The organism is Staphylococcus sp. GDY8P119P (assembly GCF_017892075.1).
Taxonomy (GTDB): domain Bacteria; phylum Bacillota; class Bacilli; order Staphylococcales; family Staphylococcaceae; genus Staphylococcus; species Staphylococcus ureilyticus.
The window spans coordinates 1-20253 of record NZ_JAESKJ010000007.1 but is presented as its reverse complement, the minus strand read 5'-3'; the positions used below and the strand labels follow the sequence as shown (position 1 = coordinate 20253).

Sequence of the window (20253 nt, the reverse complement as noted above, 5' to 3'; positions counted from 1 at the left end):
TAACTAATATGAGACACATAAAAAACGATCGTTTTTTATGTGTCTTTTTATGTTTAATAACAATCATTTTTGATGGAAAAAAGTTTTTATCTCACTATTTTACTTAAAAATTCAACTTTTTTACTGACGCATTATAAGTACTGTTGGTCATTAAAATTAAAATTATAATGATTAAAGAAAGATAAATTGCATTAAATTTAATAACATCTAAAATGATTTTACTATCGAAAAGGAGAGTTAGATAACAATGAGGATATTTAGAGAGTATATGGCTAGGAGAAATAATAGATATTCCATACGTAAATTTACGATTGGAACTGCTTCAGTACTTTTAGGAAGTTTATTAATTTTTCATCATAGTGAAGAAGCCCAAGCTGATACTTTACAAAAAGAACAACAAGAAGTGAAAGAAATACCTCCTAAAGTAGATAAAGAGAACACTAACAATGATTCAAATTTTAATAATATATTAGAAAAAGAGAGTAACAATGACACAGTACAACAACCCATCCAAGCTGAAATTGATAATAAAACAGAAAACAAAAGTGCTTCAAAAGATACAAAATCAGTTGAGGAAGGTACTGAGATAACGTCGCAACAATTCGAGTCAAATGCCGATACTATTATTGAAAATAAAGAACAACCAGACCATTCAGATGTAAAAGAACAAGATATACAAAATGATAAACAAGAAAAAACACCTGAAACAATAAAAAACGATGAGGAAATAAAGGCATTAGATACTGAAAAGCCAGATATAGATAAAAAACAATCATCAACTGCCGAAAATACAGATACTAAAATAAATAGTAATTCGAAATTGAACGAAAAAGAGCAACCAGTCACTCAAAATTTGATTTCGATGGAAAATAGAGTTACTGAAACGAAAGTTGAAGTGTCTAATAATAATATAGAGAAAAATGAATCAGAAAAAGGTTTGAGCACGAACGAAAAAGACGTCAAAAATGAAAAACAACCAGAAAAGCAATATATTCCAAAAACTCGAGTAGCTAGAAGTATCGACCGAAATCGATACTATAATGGAATAAGCTATAATCACCATTACTTTGGACCTAGATTATCTTATAATTCATTAAGAGCCGGAGATTATATTGCGACGGCACTTAATGAAGTAGAAAGAAACAGAGGAGAACTAACGGAAGAAGAAAGAAAGCTGTTTTTAAGAAATATTATTAGACAAACTTCATTAAAAAATAATAAAGCGGCTTATGACAGAATTTTTAATAGGGATTATTCTGTAGCAAGAAATAGAAAAATCACAGGGAGTCAAGCGAATAATATAAACACACTACTGTCAAAAATGAAAGATTTAACAGTTAATCGTGACAGTCCGAATTATCAAGGTATATATACATTTACAAATCAAAATGATGTAACTAAAAATGATTTTGGTATAGTAAAAGATGAAGTGTTACATGATGGTGAAGCTTTAATAGCAACAATGGAATTGTCAAAAGAAAAAGGTAGAGGAACGTATAGATTTGAAAACTATGCGATAAGACCAAATGATAGTCTCAATAAAAAAATTAAACAGGTCGTAGCAGTTTATGAAGGTAGACAAAGAGTTGTACTACGACAAGATCATTTAGGTTATTATTCATATACACGTCCAAACAGTGGCGGAAATGGTGACCCTGATAGAGGTGGTGGATCAGGCGGATCAGTAAAATTTTACATTTCTTTTGACGCTAATCAATATATTGATGTGAATAAAGATAAATTATTTGGTTATATCTTGAGTGATACTACAGATACTAATGTATTAAGAGGCGTAAATATTACTAATAAAGCTGTTAATATCCAAGAAGTGGCAGAAACAATCAATGAAGCTTTGAAAAAAGCAAAAATCAAAAAAGTAGAAGATGCTATAGAAGCAGCAACACAAGTGCAAAAACAAGCCAAAATAAAGCTAGGTGAAGTGACGCAAGACCAATTAGTAACACCAGATGAAAAAGCCGAAATAGATAAAATGAATGTAGAAATTGAAAAGGCCAAATCATCAGCAATACAAGTATTAGACGCTCTACCGAATGGCCTCACTAATAAAGATTTATTACGAAAAAGAATAAATGATATTACATCCGTAACATCACCAGAAGTAAACGATGCAGATAGTAATGGTGTGCTAGATACTGAACAATTGTCTGAAGCAACACAAGCAGTAGTGAATGCGGAACAGACAAAAGCAGCAGTAGATACGAAGTTGGCAGAAGTAACAGCAGATGGTTTAGTGACTCCAGATGAGAAATCAGCAGTAGATGCGTTAATACAAACATTAGAAAGTGCGAAACAAACAGCCCAAGAGAAAGTAAATAGCGTACCGAACGGTACTGCGGGTAAAGAAGATTTACAAACAAGACTAGATAACATCGCGTCAGTAACATCACCAGAAGTAAATGATGTAGACAGTAATGGTGTGCTAGATGCAGATCAATTATCCGAAGCGTCTCAAGCCGTAGCGAATGCAGAACAAGCGAAAACCGCAGTAGATACGAAGTTATCTGAGATTACAGCAGATGGCTTAGTGACTCCGGACGAAAAAGCCGAAGTAGATACATTAATTCAAACATTAGAAAGTGCAAAACAAACAGCACAAAAGAAAGTAAATAGTGTACCGAACGGTACTGCGGGTAAAGAAGATTTACAAACAAGACTAGATAACATCGCGTCAGTAACGTCACCAGAAGTAAACGATGCGGATAGTAATGGTGTTTTGGATACGGATCAATTATCCGAAGCGTCTCAAGCAGTGACTAATGCGGAACAAGCAAAAACAGCAGTGGACAATAAGCTAAAAGAAGTAACATCAGACGGCTTAGTGACACCAGATGAAAAAGCTGAAGTAGATGCGTTAATCCAAACATTAGAAAGCGCAAAACAAACAGCCCAAGAGAAAGTAAATAGCGTACCGTCTAGTACCGAAGGTAAGTCTGATCTTCAAACAAGATTAGATAACATCGCGTCAGTAACATCACCAGAAGTGAACGATGCAGATAGTAATGGAGTCTTGGACACAGATCAATTATCCGAAGCATCTCAAGCCGTAGCGAATGCAGAACAAGCAAAAACAGCAGTGGATACGAAGTTATCTGAGATTACATCAGATGGTTTAGTAACTCCAGATGAGAAATCAGCAGTAGATGCATTGGTTCAAACATTAGAAACAGCGAAGGAAACGGCGAAAGAGAAGATAAATAGCGTACCGAACGGTACTGCAGGCAAAGGTGAGCTACAAACAAGATTAGATAACATTGCATCAGTAACGTCACCAGAAGTAAACGATGTAGACAGTAATGGTGTTTTAGATACTGAGCAATTGTCTGAAGCAACGCAAGCCGTAGCGAATGCAGAACAAGCGAAAACAGTAGTGGACAATAAGCTGACAGAAGTAACATCAGACGGTTTAGTAACACCAGATGAAAAAGCTGAAGTAGATGCGTTAATCCAAGCATTAGAAGCATCGAAGCAAACAGCCCAAGAAAAGGTAAATAGTGTGCCATCTAGTACCGCAGGTAAGACAGATTTACAAACAAGACTGGATAATATCACTTCAGTAACGTCACCAGAAGTAAATGATGTAGACAGTAATGGAGTTTTGGATACTGAACAATTGTCTGAAGCAACACAAGCAGTAGTGAATGCGGAACAGACAAAAGCAGCAGTGGATACGAAGTTATCTGAGATTACATCAGATGGTTTAGTAACTCCAGATGAGAAATCAGCAGTAGATGCATTGGTTCAAACATTAGAAACAGCGAAGGAAACGGCGAAAGAGAAGGTAAATAGCGTACCGAACGGTACCGCAGGCAAAGGTGAACTCCAAACAAGATTAGATAACATTTCATCTGTAACGTCACCAGAAGTAAACGATGTAGACAGTAATGGAGTCTTGGATACGGATCAATTATCAGAAGCAGACCAAGCTGTAGTGAATGCCGAACAAGCGAAAACAGTAGTGGACAATAAGCTGACAGAAGTAACATCAGACGGATTAGTAACACCAGATGAAAAAGCCGAAGTAGATGCGTTAATCCAAACATTAGAAGCATCGAAGCAAACAGCCCAAGAAAAGGTAAATAGTGTGCCATCTAGTACCGCAGGTAAGACAGATTTACAAACAAGACTGGATAATATCACTTCAGTAACGTCACCAGAAGTAAATGATGTGGATGGTAACGGAGTCTTGGATACAGATCAATTGTCCGAAGCATCTCAAGCAGTAGCGAATGCCGAACAAGCGAAAACCGTAGTGGATACGAAATTGACTGAAATCACAACAGATGGTCTAGTAACACCAGACGAAAAAGCCGCAGTAGATACATTAATTCAAACATTAGAAAATGCAAAACAAACGGCGAAAGAGAAGGTAAATAGTGTACCGTCTAGTACCGAAGGTAAGGCTGATCTTCAAACAAGATTGGATAACATTAAATCCGTAACATCACCAGAAGTGAACGATGCAGATGGTAACGGAGTCTTGGATACGGATCAATTATCCGAAGCAACGCAAGCAGTGACTAATGCGGAACAAGCAAAAACCGCAGTGGATACGAAATTGGCAGAAGTAACATCAGACGGCCTAGTAACACCAGATGAAAAAGCTGAAGTAGATGCGTTAATCCAAACATTAGAAAGCGCAAAACAAACAGCCCAAGAGAAAGTAAATAGCGTACCGAACGGTACTGCTGGTAAAGAATATTTACAAACAAGACTGGATAATATCACTTCAGTAACGTCACCAGAAGTAAATGATGCGGATAATAATGGCGTGTTAGATACAGATCAATTGTCTGAAGCAACGCAAGCAGTAGTGAATGCAGAACAAGCAAAAACCGCAGTGGACAATAAGCTAGCAGAAGTAACAGTAGATGGATTAGTGACACCTGATGAAAAATCTGAAGTAGATGCGCTAATTCAAACATTGGAAGCATCGAAACAAACAGCCCAAGAGAAGCTAAACAATGTACCGAATGGCACTACAGGTAAAAATGCGCTACAAACAAGATTGGACAACATTACATCGGTAACATCACCAGAAGTAAATGATGTAGATAGTAACGGAGTCTTGGATACTGAGCAATTATCCGAAGCAACGCAAGCAGTAGCGAATGCAGAGCAAGCAAAAAGATCAGTAGATACGAAGTTGGCAGAAGTAACATCTGATGGTCTAGTAACACCAGATGAAAAATCTGAAGTAGATGCGTTGGTTCAAACATTAGAAGCAACGAAGCAAACAGCACAAGAAAAGGTAAATAGTGTACCGTCTAGTACCGAAGGTAAGGCTGATCTCCAAACAAGATTGGATAGTATCTCATCTGTAACGTCACCAGAAGTGAATGATGCGGATAGTAATGGCATGTTAGATACAGACCAATTGACTGAGGCATCTCAAGCCGTAGTGAATGCAGAACAAACGAAAACCGCAGTAGATAATAAATTAGCAGAAGTAACATCAGACGGCTTAGTGACGCCAGATGAGAAATCAGCAGTAGATACGTTGGTTCAAACATTAGAAGCAGCGAAACAAACAGCCCAAGAGAAGCTAAACAATGTACCGAGTGGTACTGCAGGTAAAGATGATTTACAAAGAAGATTGGATAACATTGCATCAGTAACATCACCAGAAGTAAACGATGCAGATGGTAACGGAGTCTTGGATACAGATCAATTGTCCGAAGCAACGCAACAGTAGTGAATACAGAACAAACGAAAACCGCAGTGGATACTAAATTGTCAGATGTAATAGCAGACGGATTAGTGACGACAGATGAAAAAGCTGAAGTAGATGCGTTGATTCAAACATTGGAAGCATCGAAACAAACAGCCCAAGAGAAGATAAACAATGTACCGAATGGTACTGCAGGTAAAGATGATTTACAAACAAGATTGGATAACATCGCCTCTGTAACATCACCAGAAGTAAATGATGTGGATGGTAACGGAGTCTTGGATACTGAGCAATTATCCGAAGCATCTCAAGCCGTAGTGAATGCGGAACAAGCGAAAACAGTAGTGGATAAGAAGTTGGCAGAAGTAACATCAGACGGATTAGTAACACCAGATGAAAAATCTGAAGTAGATGCATTGATCCAAACATTAGAAAGCGCAAAACAAACGGCAACAGAAAAACTAAACACTGTACCGAGCGGAACCGTAGGTAAAGACGATCTACAAACAAGATTGGACAACATTACATCGGTAACATCACCAGAAGTGAATGATGTAGATAGTGATGGTATTGTAGATAATCAACACATTTCTGAAGCAGGAAAAGCAGTAGCGAAAGCCGAACAAGCGAAAACAGCAGTGGACAATAAGCTAGCAGAAGTAACATCAGATGGATTAGTGACTCCAGATGAGAAAGCCGAAGTAGATGCGTTAATCCAAACATTAGAAAGTGCAAAACAAACGGCAAAAGAAAAGCTAAATAGCGTACCAAGCGGCACTGCGGGTAAAGATGATTTACAAACAAGATTGGATAACATCACATCAGTAACGTCACCAGAGATAAACGATGCAGATAGTAATGGCGTTTTAGATACAGACCAATTGTTAGAAATTTCTCATATCATAGCAGATGTGGAAAAGGCAAAAGTAGCAGTGGATACAAAATTGTCTGAGATAACAGCAGATGGATTAGTGACTCCGAATGAAGCAGCCGAAATTGATAGACTAATCTTTGGATTGAAAGTAATCAAACAATCAGCGAAAAATAAATTGAATACTGTACCGGATGGCACACCAGGTAAAGATGTATTACAAAGAAGATTAGACAATATCACATCAGTAACATCACCAGAAATAAATGATGCAGATAGTAATGGCGTGTTGGATACAGAGCAATTATCAGAAGCATCGCAAGCAGTGACGAAAGCCGAACAAGCAAAAATCGCAGTGGATATGAAATTGGCCGAAATCACAGCAGATGGTTTAGTGACTCTAGACGAAAAAACTTCAGTAGACGCGTTAATTCAAACATTAGAAACAGTGAAACAAACGGCGAAAGAGAAGATAAACAATGTACCGAATGGTACTGCGGGTAAAGATGATTTACAAGCAAGATTGGATAATATCACATCAGTAACGTCACCAGAAGTAAATGATGCGAATAGTAATGGTAAGTTAGATTCAGAGAAATTGTCTGAAGCAACGCAAGCAATAACGAATGCCGAGAAAGCGAAAACCGCAGTGGATACGAAGTTAACAGATGTAACATCCGATGGCTTAGTAACACCAGATGAGAAATCAGAAGTAGATGTATTAATTCAAGCATTAGAAACTGAGAAACAAGTAGCGAAAGAGAAATTAGATAATATACCGGACAGTACAGAAGGTAAAGATGATTTACAAACAAGATTGGATAATATCACATCAGTAACGTCACCAGAAGTAAATGATGCAGATAGTAATGGAGTCTTGGATACTGAACAATTATCCGAAGCGTCTCAAGCAGTAGTGAATGCAGAACAAGCGAAAACCGTAGTAGATACTAAGTTGTCAGATATAACTTCAGATGGACTATTAACACCAGATGAAAAGGCAGAAGTAGATGCGTTAATCCAAGCATTAGAAAGCGCGAAACAAACTGCAAAAGAGAAACTAGAAAGTGTGCCGAATGGTACTGCAGGTAAAGGTGACCTCCAAACAAGATTAGACAGCATCGCTTCAGTAACATCACCAGAAGTAAACGATGCGGATAGTAATGGTAAATTAGATACAGACCAATTGTTTGAAGCAACGCAAGCAGTAGTAAGTGCGGAAAAAGCGAAAGTGACAGTGGATACGAAATTGACTGAAATCACAGCAGATGGATTGGTGACTCCAAACGAAAAGGCAGAAGTAGATGCGTTAATTCAAGCATTAGAAAGCGCGAAACAAACTGCAAAAGAGAAAATAAATAGCGTACCGAGCGGTACCATAGGGAAAGATGAGCTCCAAACAAGATTGGATAACATTAAATCCGTAACATCACCAGAAGTAAATGATGTAGATAGTGATGGTAATGGAGATAATCAACACATTTCTGAAGCAGGAAAAGCAGTAGTGAATGTGGAACAGGCAAAAGCAGCAATAGATACAAAATTGTCTGAGGTAACAGCAGATGGATTAGTGACTCCAGATGAAAAAGCGAGCGTAGATGCGTTAATCCAAGCATTAGAAAGCGCGAAACAAGCAGCGAAAGAGAAATTAGGTAGTGTGCCAAATAGTACCGCAGGGAAAGCCGAGTTACAAACAAGATTGGACAATATCACATCAGTAACATCACCAGAAGTGAACGATGCAGATAACAATGGTGTGCTAGATACTGAGCAATTATCCGAAGCGTCTCAAGCAGTAGTGAATGCGGAACATGCCAAAACGACAGTGGACAACAAGTTAACACAAATAACATCCGATGGTCTAGTAACGCCAGATGAAAAATCTGAAGTAGATGCGTTAATTCAAACATTAGAAAGCGCAAAACAAACTGCAAAAGAAAAGCTAAATAGTGTACCAAGCGGCACTGCGGGTAAAGATGATTTACAAACAAGATTGGATAACATCACATCAGTAACGTCACCAGAGATAAACGATGCAGATAGTAATGGCGTTTTAGATACAGACCAATTGTTAGAAATGACTCATATCATAGCAGATGTGGAAAAAGCAAAAGCATCAGTGGATAAAAAATTGTCTGAGATAACATTCGATGGTTTAGTAACTCCAAGTGAAGCAGCCGAAATTGATAGACTAATCTTTGGATTGAAAGTAATCAAACAATCAGCGAAAAATAAATTGAATACTATACCGGATGGCATACCAGGTAAAGATGTGTTACAAAGAAGATTAGACAATATCACATCAGTAACATTACCAGAAGTAAATGATGCAGATAGTAACGGTATCTTGGATATAGAACAATTATCAGAGGCGGAAAAAGCGATAGAAGCAGCTGAAATAGCAAAAACAGCAGTGGATAAAAAATTAACTGAAATCACATCCGACGGCTTAGTGGCTCCAGAGGAAAAATCAGCAATAGACCAGTTGATTCAAACATTAGAAACTGCGAAACAAGTAGCGAAAGAGAAATTAGAGAATGTACCAAACGGAACTGCGGGTAAAGATACGTTACAAAGAAGATTGGATAATATTGTATCGATAACATCACCAGAAGTGAATGATGCAGATAGTAATGGTGTTCAAGATACAAAACAAGTATCAGAGGTAAGTAAAGCGATTAAAGCAACAGAATCAACAAAAGCATCAGTAGATAAGAAACTAGCAGAGATTCAATCCGATGGACTAGTAAATCCAAAAGAAAAAGCAGAAATTGATAAGTTGATTCAAAAATTAGATAAAGAAAAACAAGCAGCGAAAGCTAAGTTAGCTAAAGTACCAAACGGCACAGCAGGAAAAGCAGAGTTACAAAGAAAACTAAATCAAATACCATCCGTAACATCACCAGAAGTGAATGATGCAGATAGTAATGGTGTTCAAGATACAAAACAAGTATCAGAGGTAAGTAAAGCGATTAAAGCAACAGAATCAACAAAAGCAGCAGTAGATAAGAAACTAGCAGAGATTCAATCCGATGGACTAGTAAATCCAAAAGAGAAAGCAGAAATTGATCAGTTGATTCAAAAATTAGATAAAGAAAAACAAGCAGTGAAAGACAAGTTAGCCAAAGTACCAAACGGCACAGCAGGAAAAGCAGAGTTACAAAGAAAATTAAATGAAATTCCATCAGTGACATCACCAAGAGTGAACGACGAAGATAGTAATGGTGTTCAAGATACAAAACAAGTATCGGAAGCTAAAAAAGCAATTGCTGATGCTAAAGCAGCACAAACAAAAGTGATTAATAAAATAAAAGAAATTAGAAAAGATGGTTTGATTACGCCAAGTGAACAAGCTGACTTAGACAAACTAATTGAAAAATTAGATTCATTAAGAAGTATTGCAAAAGAAAAAATAAGTAACTTGCCAAACGGTACATCAAATATTGCTGAATTACAGACTAACTTAGATAAAGTCACATCTGAAATAATATCAAAAGTAAAAGATATAGATAGTAATGGTATATTAGATAAGAAACAGTCATTAGGTATGGATAAAATAAATGACAAATATAATTCAAGTCATTTTGAAAATGACGAAAAAGCGACTAAAAATAATAAGTTGCTAGACATGCATTCACGTCAATTTAATGTTCAAAATAATCATCACAATCTTGAAGGATTAAACAAAAACTTATTTGTAAATCCAAACAAAGAAAATAATTTAAATATGAATTTACCGTATAGTGGATTAGACAAAAATAACCCTTATGCATTCGAAATTCTATTTGGAATTTTAGGATTAATGATTGTTTATAGAAGATACTTAAAAAGTGATAAAAACACAGAACATTAAGTTTAAAACTTAAAAAGTTTCATTGGATTTATAAGCACTTTGGAATGATTAGATTAAAAGTCTAATCTCCAAAGTGCTTTTTTTTTAATAAAATTAATGGTATATAGTAATTAAAAAAGACTTATTTTGTTCCTAATCATGTAAACAAAATAAGTCTTAAAACTTAGCAACCGTGAATTTTAATATATTGATGATCATTAATTAGAAATCATATTGATCTTCTTCTTCTTTCAAAACTTGTGCATATGCTTTTGAAGTACGTAATGTAGATGAAACTAAATCATCTATCCTAAATAAAATATCATCGTTTACAATCTCATTATTTGAAAAATCGCGTTCTTCTATAAATACATAAGTTTGCATAATATGTGCCTTCATATAACCTAATATTGGTTTTAGTTGTGTTTCTGGGATGAGATAATGTTTTGGCGATCCTGCAGTTGCAAGTATACTTACTATTTTATCTTTAAATGCATTAACTGGTAGTAAATCAAATACATTTTTTAATGTACCGGGAATAGAAGCTTGGAAAATTGGGAATCCGATAAAAATGACATCAGCATTCATCAAAGTTTGCGTAAGATATAATGTATCGCCATTGTAATCTAAATAATTTCTGCCATCACTAAACACTAGTTCTAATTCTTTTAAATCAATAAAATTAATATGGTGTGTATCATCTTGATTCATAAGTGCTTGATTCAAATATGTCATAGCAGTACGCGTTTTTGAACCAACGCTAGAGCCAGATAGTAATACAATATTCATAGTATCATTGACCTACTTTCTTAAATGTTTTTTTACTGTTGGAATAATTTCATTGCCTATAAGGTCTATATTTTTCATGATTTTATTAAATGGAACACCGCCAAAATCAATTTGTGCCATAAATCGTTGGTGATTATATAACTCATGTTGATATAGAATTTTTTCAATGATTTGTTGTGGGCTACCAACCATTAAGGCATCTCTATAGTCAGGGGCCTTTGCAAATTGTTGTTTTGGATAACCTGCACCTCTGATAAATGACATTCCAACATTTAGATGCGGGTAGAATTCTTTTAAAGCATCTTGAGTAGTGTCAGCAGTATAAAATAAACTTGCTGTTGATACTGGTAAAGATTCAGGTGAATTATCATAACCATTTTCTTTTGCAGCTAATCTGTACTGTTCTATAGAATCTTGAAAAGTCATTGCTGGACCACCGAGTGTTGTAATCATCATTGGTATTCCTTGCCTACCTGCTTTGATAGCACTTGCTGGAGGTCCTCCGACTGCACGCCAAATAGGTAATGTGTCATCAATTGGACGTGGGAAAATCTTCATATTATTTAAATCAGGTCTGAATTTGCCTGACCAAGTAATTTTATCTGTTTTATTTAATTCCATTAATAAATTAAGTTTTTCTTCATAAAGTTCATCATAATTATTCAAATCTAATCCAAATAAATCAAATATACCTGTTCGTGAAGCACGACCTGCTACAATTTCAGCTCGGCCATGTGAAATTAAGTCTAAAGTAGCAAAATCTTCAAATACCCTTACAGGATCTGCAGCACTTATAATACTAGAAGAACTGGAAATTTTTATTGTTTTAGTGGCTTGTGCTATGGCACCTAAAACTACTGTATGTGCTTGTGTTGTAAAATGTTCTTGATGGCTTTCACCGATACCAAATACATCTATACCAGCCTGTTCAGCTAATTGACTAGCTTCAATAAGTTCATTAATTCTTTGTTCATAACTCACTTTTTCTCCATTATGTGGATTTAATAAATGGTCACCCAATGAGTAGAGTCCAAATTCTAATGGAGTATTTTCATTCATTTTTAACTGTGCCATATAATCACCTTTCTATAATTCATGTAGATTATTTTCAATTTCTGTACGTTGTGGTTCCATAAAGTCTGGTAAATTTAAATGTTTACCCAAATCTTCTATTTTTGTATCTACTGTAAACCCAGGTTCATCCGTGGCAAATTCGTATAAAATATGGTTTTGTCTAAAATATAAAGATTTGAAAAAATATCGGTCTATAATTCCTGAGTTATTTTCAGGTTGTTGCTCTATTATTTTATGAATTGAATTTAAATCACTATCTTTTGGTGTATTAACAGCAATATGGTGCACATAACCTTGGCCAGGTCGAGCACGTTCACCTTGTTGTTCTACAATAACAAAATCAGTATATAATCCGTTATGATCTAAAGTCATCACGGTTTCGTTTAAATCACTTCTAAGTGTATATGATAAGCTATTTTTTAAAAAATCGAGTGTAGCTTGAGCATTTTTAACTCTTAGTTCTACAGGACCCATTCCTAAAATTTGGTATTGCTCAGGTATCTCAGTATATGGATTTTTTCTCCAAGCATTCGGTGTATAATAATTGTCATTAACTAATAAAATGATCTCCAAACCATCTATATCTTTAAAGGTAATGGCAGGCTGATTTAAATAAACTAACGGTGTCCATGTAATATTGAATTGACTTAATCTTTCTTTAAAAAAATTCAAAGCACTTTCGTCAGGTATAAGTAATGATAAGCGATATATAGAATCAGTTCCTGGACGGTTTTTTCCTAAAAGTGGTATTTCAAAAAAACTTAATAGTGTCCCAGCCGAACCAATTTCATCTCCAAAAAACAAATGGTACATTTTAGGATTATCTTGGTTAACTGACTTTTCAACCAGTCTTAGTCCTAAAATTTGAGTATAAAAATCTTTGTTTTTTTGAGCGTTTTTTGTATACATTGAAATGTGATGGTGACCAACGATATTCATATAATACCTCCTCGTAATAAACTTTCTAGTTGCTTGTGTTTTAAGTATGATAGTAATAAAACTTCTCAATACTCATAACCACTATCGTGTAGATTAAACACTAACAGTATAAAAAATATACTAATTTTGTATAATATATTTCCTTTATAGAAAAAAAGCAAGTTTGAGCGTTTATGAATGATAGTAGAATAAAGCGTGCTCTGATTTTTAAAATATTATAATGAAAGTTTGATATAATCAATTTGATAGTTTATGAAATGTTATTATTATAAGCGTTAGTAAGTGTTAACAAAATAAATTAATAAGTAACATAATATTAATAGAAGAGATATGGCTGTTATTGATGACGCATTGAATCAGGAGTTAAAGCATGGATTTATTTTTAGTTTACATTTTGATTTCTATATTTTTAGGTGGATTAGTCAGAACATATTTTGGTTTTGGGGAAGCACTCGTGAGTATGCCACTTTTAGCATTGATAGGATTAAACCTACATACATCTATTTCACTGGTGGGGTTGGCTGGACTAACAGTAGCGAGTTTAAATATATTTTTAGATTATAGAAATATAAAAATTAAAGTACTATTATTAATGTTGTTGGGGAGTTTATTAGGTGTTCCACTTGGTATTTTGATTTTACAGCATATTGCAACTTCATTTATACAAATTATGCTTGGGTTATTTTTAATATTATATGGTATATATGCGTTTGGAAAAATTACCTTTTTTAAAAATAGATATAATATCATATTAAAATCTAACATATGGCCAAGCCTAACAGGTATGATTTCAGGTGTATTAGGAAGTTTGTATAATTCACATGGTGTACCAGTTGTCATTTATGGCACAATGGCGCCTTGGCATATTAAAGATTTTAGAAGTACAATACAAGCCCATTTTTTAATTACAGCGATATTCGTAGTGATCGGTCAAGCATCTGGAGGAATATGGACCAGTCAAACGGTATCATTATTTTTATTGAGCATACCTTGTTTGATTATTTCAGTTGTTGTTGGAAAGTATCTTATAAACCATACGACTTATCATAATTTTGAAAAATGGATTTACTTGTTTATTATAATTTTAGGTTTTTTACTATTGTTAATATGAAAGTCAAAAGGTCGAATCGATTTCTATGTTTAGAAATGTGATTCGACCTTTAATTATATCTACGTTTATTTAGAATTGACATTAATACTTTTATTTAATAATACAAAGAATAAAATGAAAGCGATAGAAATAGCAATGTGACCTAATCCTGAAATACCAGCAATAGCAGGGCTCACTTCAAAACCTTTCATAGTTGCTATACCATTAACAAATTGCATAGCAACCGTTAATAATACACCGATATGATAGACATAAAAGAAATAGTTAAATAAAGTGTGGTGTTGAGTAAGTTTTAATTGATGTTCTATCACCATAAATATTAAAAACATAATTGTACCTAAAACAAGTAAATGTGTATGTGTTACATTTAATTGCGAATAACCACTAAAGTTTTCTGCTTTTGACATCTCTCTATAAAATAAACCACTTAGCATGCCTAATAATGTATAAAATGCTGAACTGAACATTAATCTTTTCATTTTAACGACCTCCTGTAATGAATGTTTAATTTAAATATAATGTAAGATTGTGAACTCTATATGAACGATTGAAAACTTCTTTATTTTTGTATGGCATTTCATTGTTTAATTAATTTTACAATTTAAAACAATTTTTTTATCATGCTTAATGGAGAAAATTGTTCGTAAAACAGAATTTCTGAAACTATATAGAAATTAACAATATTGAAAATATCTTGATTGTGGCATGCTAAAACATATAAATTTAAAATGGCGAACAACTGTAATTTGCGACATTTTTTCATATTAATAACTTACCTTTAAGAAATATCTTGATTTTTCGAATTAATTGAGTAGAATTAAATTGTGATAAAGTTTATTTTGAGGTGGGAAAAGATGAAAAACAAACAAGGATTTTTACCTAATAGGTTAAATAAATACTCTATTAGAAAGTTTACAGTTGGAACAGCATCATTATTGATTGGGGCGACACTTGTATTTGGAGTAAGTAGTGAAGCAAAAGCTGCTGAATTAGACTCAATTACGAATGATAATAAGGCTAATGATTCAGATAAAGGTGAAGCACTTGATGTGCAAGACATAAAAAGTGTAGAAGAAAATGACACAACGTTAAGTCGCAGTGAAAACAATGTTACTGAAGAAAAGACAGAAAATTCTGAAAATGGATTACAAAAAGAAGAAACTGATAATGATCTAAGTAAGAATCAAAAAGAGCCAGATAATAACGACGCAACCTTAGGTCAACAAGAAGAATATAATAACACTAATGAGTCTACAAACGAGAATGAATCTACAAATGAGGTTTTGAATAAACAAACAACAGAAAAAGCAGATACATCTGAAACAAAACAAGATGAAAACAGTGATACTTCACATTTAGATGAAGATAGTACGAACAAAGAAGAATCTGATCAAGAAAGAGCAACTGAAAGTAATGAAACAACAACGGATAACAATAAAGTAAAAGATTCAACAAATGAGACGTCAACAGAAACAACAACAGAAACAACAAAAGATACAGATGTATCTAGCAATGAAGCGCCAACTGAAAAATCACTAGAAAAAAATCCTGACACTTCTAATAATACAAAAGAAGGCACTAGAACAGAAAATTTAGATGGGCAAAATGATAAACAACCATCAACTGAACCATCTTCTGATGATGAAAAAACTACAGAAATGACGAAAAATCCTGAAACGAGTAATCACACACAATCAAAATTAACAAAACAACTGTCAGAAACAGAGAATAAACAAAAGGCAGTTGAAGATTATTTAAATAGTCAGCTTTCAACAGAAGACACTAAAGCAATTTTAGAAAACGCTGATATTGATTATAAAAATACAACTGATGAAGCAATAAATATTGAAATTTTAAAGGCTTCAATTATTCAACTTTCGAATGAACAAGATAAAGCGAAAACGTTAGCCACTCCAAAACGTACTTTGTTGCGTTCAATGGCTACGCCAACTGCATTACGAGCAGCAGTAGAACAAAATGAAAAAGTTGAAAAATCACTGGGCTATATGGACAACTATACATTTGCATCATTGATTTTTGATCCAAGTAAGTTAGATTCACAAAAGATTCTAGACAGCAATGTCATTCCTTTTGATATTCATAGTTACATGTCAGGCTCAAATTCAGGGGATCGCTATAAAATTGATTTGAAATTGGATCCGAAAATAGCAAGTCATGTCACAAAAATATCTGCTAATCCTAGTGGTAGAAATACCCCTGTTGAATTTATAAGATTAAAAGATGAAAACGGTGATTTCACTAATACTTGGGAAATTAATTTTATCAGAGCAAATGATGGTTTGTTCGGAGGCGCTGAAATACTATCACAGTATACAGCGACTAACGGTAAAATAGAATTAGATGATACAGTGGGTAACATTTTGAATGCATCTGGAGAATTAAGTAATAATAAGTTGAATTATCAAATGTTTGTTAGAGATTCACTATCTAATAAAATTGTTAAGACTTCTGAAAGTAGCGGTTATTTCTTAACTACAGCTGACAAAGATTTAAGTCAATTAGAAAATAACCTTTCTCCAGAAAATAGTAATGCATTTAAAGCAAGTAGCGGCTCTGCTACATATGATGGTTCTGTGGGAGAACACGGAGGAATACTGATTGATCAACAAATAATGAAAAATGGTATTTTCGCATATTCTAAAACTAAAGGAAAACAATGGTCATATAACTATCAAATAGATAAAGATTTATTACCTTATATTGAAGGAGTAGAACTACACACATATGACTACAAAGGTCTTTCAGGCTTTGACAAGACCTATCATGCTGGAGACAAAGTAGCTGATTTACAGCTTGATAGTATCGGTAATGGCACAATTACTAGTAATGACTTAAATAAATTAATCGAGTTTAACAATACTTTACCTGAAACAGTAGGCGTTCGTATTGTAATTAAATTAAATCAAAGTGTAAATAATATATTAACTAAAGATGCGGAATATGATTCTGAAGGTAATCTTATTCGAGAAACAACAAAACAAAAAGAAGATTTTACTTTCGCAGGTTATTTAACTGATAGTAATAATCTTTTAATAAATAATACGTTAGGGACTTCAACTTTAGCACTACAAGATTATGATAAAGATGGTTTACTAGATCGATATGAACGACAAGTATCACTTTCAGATCCTGAAAACGAAGATACAGATGGAGATGGTAAAAATGATGGTGATGAAGTTATCAATTATAAAACGTCACCATTAGTTGGTAAACCTGATGCGGCTGATATTACAAATGAGGCTAGAGTTGTAACTGGGTCAGTTCCATTAAAAGAAGGTGCAGCAACTCAAACTGCAAAAGTGTTAGATGCAACTGGAAAAGTCATTGGTACATCAACAGTCAATCCTGATGGCACTTTCTCAGTATCTATACCACAATCACCTGAGGGCACCTACACTATCGCAATCGATTCACCTAATTATGAAAATGATGAAGTGAATACATTCGAAGTTATTGATATTTCCAAGGTACCAACACCATCAATTAATCCAGTTGATGACAATGATACAGTAATTAAAGTTAATGGTGCAGCGGGTGCAACTGTTACGGTTAAAGATAATAACAATGTTGAAATTGGAAAAGTTCAAATTCCCAATGATGGTTCAGCAGCCTCTTTAACATTGAATCAACCATTGAAAGCTGGAACTATTTTAACTGCAACAGCTAGTAAAGGTGGAAAAACAAGTGAAGTTTCAGATCAAATTACAGTAACAGATGCGACAGCACCAGACGCACCAGTGATAAATCCAATAACAAGTAAAGCCACACAAGTAACTGGTACAGCAGAACCTAATTCAACAGTAACTGTTGCTTTCCCAGGTGGTGGTAAAGTTTCAACAACTGCTGACAGTCAGGGTAAATATGCAGTAGATATACCGAGTGGTGTCACTCTTCAAGGTGGCGAAGTATTTAAAGCTATAGCAACAGATAAAGCAGGTAATGAATCACCTGTTGTGACGCGTATAGTAACAGACATAACAGCTCCAGATGCTCCTACATTAAATGACGTCAATAGTAATAGTAAGCAATTGAATGGGCAAGCAGAAGCAAATTCAACAGTTAGTGTGACATTCCCGAGTGGCGAAGTTGTAGATGCAGTAGCAGATCAAGATGGAAACTTCACAGTAGATATTCCAGAAAACGAAGGATTACAAGGTGGGGAAACGATAGTAGCTACGTCGAAGGACAAAGCAGGTAACGTTTCTCAAAAAGGTAGCACTCAAGTCATAGATGCAACAGCGCCAGATGCACCACAAATAAGCCATGTGACAAGTGTAAGTACAGAGGTTAAAGGCACAGCAGAAGCAAATTCGACAGTTAGTGTGACATTCCCAAGTGGCAAAGTTGTGGAAACTAAAGCTGATCAAGATGGGAATTTCACTGTAACTATCCCAGAAAATGAAGGGTTACAAGGTAAAGAAACGATCAGTGCTACATCAAAAGATAGTGCTGGTAATGTTTCTCATGCTGGATCAACAACAGTAACAGATGCAACAGCACCTGCACCACCAACGGTTAACAGTGTAACTAGCCAAGATAAAAATATTAGTGGGACAGCAGAACCAAATTCTACAATAACAATCAAATTTCCAAATGGTGAAACAGCTACTGGTGCAACAGATGAAACAGGAAATTATACAATAGCAATTCCGAATGAAGTTAGTTTAGAAGGCGGCGAAGAAATACAAGTTACATCTACAGACGATGCTGGTAATGAAACAGAACCAGTTAAAACAACGGTTAAAGACACAACAGCACCAGACGCACCAACGGTGAAAGAAGTGACAAGTGAAGCTACAACAGTAAGTGGCACTGCCGAACCAGGCTCAACGGTTACCGTGACGTTCCCAGATGGAACAACGGCAACAGGCACAGCTGATGATCAAGGCAACTATACAGTTGATATTCCATCAAATGTAGATTTAGAAGGTGGAGAAGATATTAAAGTTACTTCTAAAGATAAAGTTGGCAATACATCTGAAGAGACAATGACAACAGTAGTAGATACGACGGCACCATCAGCACCAACGGTGAAAGAAGTGACAAGTGAAGCTACAACGGTAAGTGGCACAGCAGAGCCAGGCTCAACAGTAACCGTGACGTTCCCAGATGGAACAACGGCAACAGGAACAGCAGATGAAGAAGGTAACTACACAGTTGAAATTCCATCAAATGTAGATTTAGAAGGTGGAGAAGATATCAAAGTTACTTCTAAAGATAAAGTTGGCAATACATCTGAAGAGACAATGACAACAGTTAAAGACACAACGGCGCCATCAGCACCGACGGTGAACGGAGTAACAAGCGAAGATACAACAATTGGTGGCACGGCAGAGCCAGGCTCAACGGTTACAGTAACGTTCCCAGACGGAACAACGGCAACAGGTACTGCAGACAGTGAAGGCAACTATACAGTTGAAATTCCATCAAATGTAGATTTAGAAGGTGGAGAAGATATTAAAGTTACTTCTAAAGATAAAGTCATCTGAAGAGACAATGACAATAGTAGTAGATACGACGGCACCATCAGCACCAACGGTGAAAGAAGTGACAAGTGAAGCTACAACAGTAAGTGGAACGGCAGAACCAGGCTCAACAGTTACCGTAACGTTCCCAGATGGAACAACGGCAACAGGAACAGCAGACAGTGAAGGTAACTATACAGTTGAAATTCCATCAAATGTAGATTTAGAAGGTGGAGAACAAATCAAAGTTACAGCTAAAGATAAAAACACATCAACAGACAACGACAACAGTAGTAGACACGACAGCACCAGCAGCACCGACGGTGAACGGAGTGACAAGTGAAGCTACAACGGTAAGTGGCACAGCAGAGCCAGGCTCAACAGTAACCGTGACGTTCCCAGATGGAACAACGGCAACAGGAACAGCAGATGAAGAAGGTAACTACACAGTTGAAATTCCAT

10 protein-coding genes are annotated in these 20253 nt (G+C 35.1%); 6 read left to right on the top strand and 4 right to left on the bottom strand.

Features of this window, described 5'->3' with window-relative positions:
• The first annotated feature begins 268 nt into the window (after nt 1–268).
• Together KA830_RS09650 and KA830_RS09645 are read left to right on the top strand one after the other, a co-directional pair.
• On the top strand, nt 269–5713 hold the full coding sequence (locus KA830_RS09650) for a GA-like domain-containing protein (RefSeq protein ID WP_210134213.1): 5445 nt from the start codon (nt 269–271) through the stop codon (nt 5711–5713).
• A complete protein-coding gene (locus KA830_RS09645) occupies nt 5713–10413 on the top strand; it encodes a GA-like domain-containing protein (protein ID WP_210134211.1) in 4701 nt (1566 codons plus the stop codon). The genes KA830_RS09650 and KA830_RS09645 overlap by 1 nt, the downstream gene beginning before the upstream one ends.
• Before the next feature lie 201 nt (nt 10414–10614).
• Here the strand turns inward: KA830_RS09645 and KA830_RS09640 are convergent, their stop codons facing one another.
• The 3 genes from KA830_RS09640 to KA830_RS09630 are packed head-to-tail and all read right to left on the bottom strand — an operon-like array spanning nt 10615 to nt 13194.
• Nucleotides 10615–11181, bottom strand: a complete 567-nt coding sequence (locus KA830_RS09640; RefSeq protein WP_046206956.1) for an NADPH-dependent FMN reductase — start codon at nt 11179–11181, stop codon at nt 10615–10617.
• 12 nt (nt 11182–11193) lie between these two features.
• Complete coding sequence (locus KA830_RS09635; protein ID WP_046206957.1) at nt 11194–12255, bottom strand: LLM class flavin-dependent oxidoreductase; 1062 nt, start codon at nt 12253–12255, stop codon at nt 11194–11196.
• Nucleotides 12256–12267: 12 nt separating this feature from the next.
• Nucleotides 12268–13194, bottom strand: coding sequence for a VOC family protein (locus KA830_RS09630; protein ID WP_210123098.1), 927 nt, complete (start codon nt 13192–13194; stop codon nt 12268–12270).
• Between the two features lie 370 nt (nt 13195–13564).
• Here KA830_RS09630 and KA830_RS09625 point away from each other — a divergent pair, with 370 nt between their 5' ends.
• Nucleotides 13565–14305 (top strand): sulfite exporter TauE/SafE family protein, encoded by a 741-nt coding sequence (locus KA830_RS09625; protein ID WP_046206959.1) that lies wholly within the window; start codon nt 13565–13567, stop codon nt 14303–14305.
• A 65-nt stretch (nt 14306–14370) separates the two neighbouring features.
• Here KA830_RS09625 and KA830_RS09620 read toward each other — a convergent pair whose 3' ends face one another.
• Nucleotides 14371–14784, bottom strand: coding sequence for a DUF2871 domain-containing protein (locus KA830_RS09620; protein ID WP_105873956.1), 414 nt, complete (start codon nt 14782–14784; stop codon nt 14371–14373).
• A 375-nt stretch (nt 14785–15159) separates the two neighbouring features.
• Between KA830_RS09620 and KA830_RS09615 the strand changes: the two genes are divergently transcribed.
• The 3 genes from KA830_RS09615 to KA830_RS13850 all read left to right on the top strand — a co-directional run.
• Nucleotides 15160–19815 (top strand): Ig-like domain-containing protein, encoded by a 4656-nt coding sequence (locus KA830_RS09615; RefSeq protein ID WP_210134209.1) that lies wholly within the window; start codon nt 15160–15162, stop codon nt 19813–19815.
• A 7-nt stretch (nt 19816–19822) separates the two neighbouring features.
• A complete protein-coding gene (locus tag KA830_RS09610) occupies nt 19823–20134 on the top strand; it encodes an Ig-like domain-containing protein (RefSeq protein WP_210134207.1) in 312 nt (103 codons plus the stop codon).
• Nucleotides 20022–20253 (top strand): Ig-like domain-containing protein (locus KA830_RS13850; protein WP_210134243.1); only part of this gene is annotated, 232 nt, incomplete at its 3' end. The genes KA830_RS09610 and KA830_RS13850, both read left to right, overlap by 113 nt.

Coding starts and splice junctions, on each gene's coding strand:
- KA830_RS09640 (WP_046206956.1), bottom strand. CDS start 11,181: ATGAATATTGTATTACTATCTGGCTCTAGCGTTGGTTCAAAAACGCGT.
- KA830_RS09615 (WP_210134209.1), top strand. CDS start 15,160: ATGAAAAACAAACAAGGATTTTTACCTAATAGGTTAAATAAATACTCT.
- KA830_RS09650 (WP_210134213.1), top strand. CDS start 269: ATGGCTAGGAGAAATAATAGATATTCCATACGTAAATTTACGATTGGA.
- KA830_RS09610 (WP_210134207.1), top strand. CDS start 19,823: ATGACAATAGTAGTAGATACGACGGCACCATCAGCACCAACGGTGAAA.
- KA830_RS09620 (WP_105873956.1), bottom strand. CDS start 14,784: ATGAAAAGATTAATGTTCAGTTCAGCATTTTATACATTATTAGGCATG.
- KA830_RS09625 (WP_046206959.1), top strand. CDS start 13,565: ATGGATTTATTTTTAGTTTACATTTTGATTTCTATATTTTTAGGTGGA.
- KA830_RS09630 (WP_210123098.1), bottom strand. CDS start 13,194: ATGAATATCGTTGGTCACCATCACATTTCAATGTATACAAAAAACGCT.
- KA830_RS09635 (WP_046206957.1), bottom strand. CDS start 12,255: ATGGCACAGTTAAAAATGAATGAAAATACTCCATTAGAATTTGGACTC.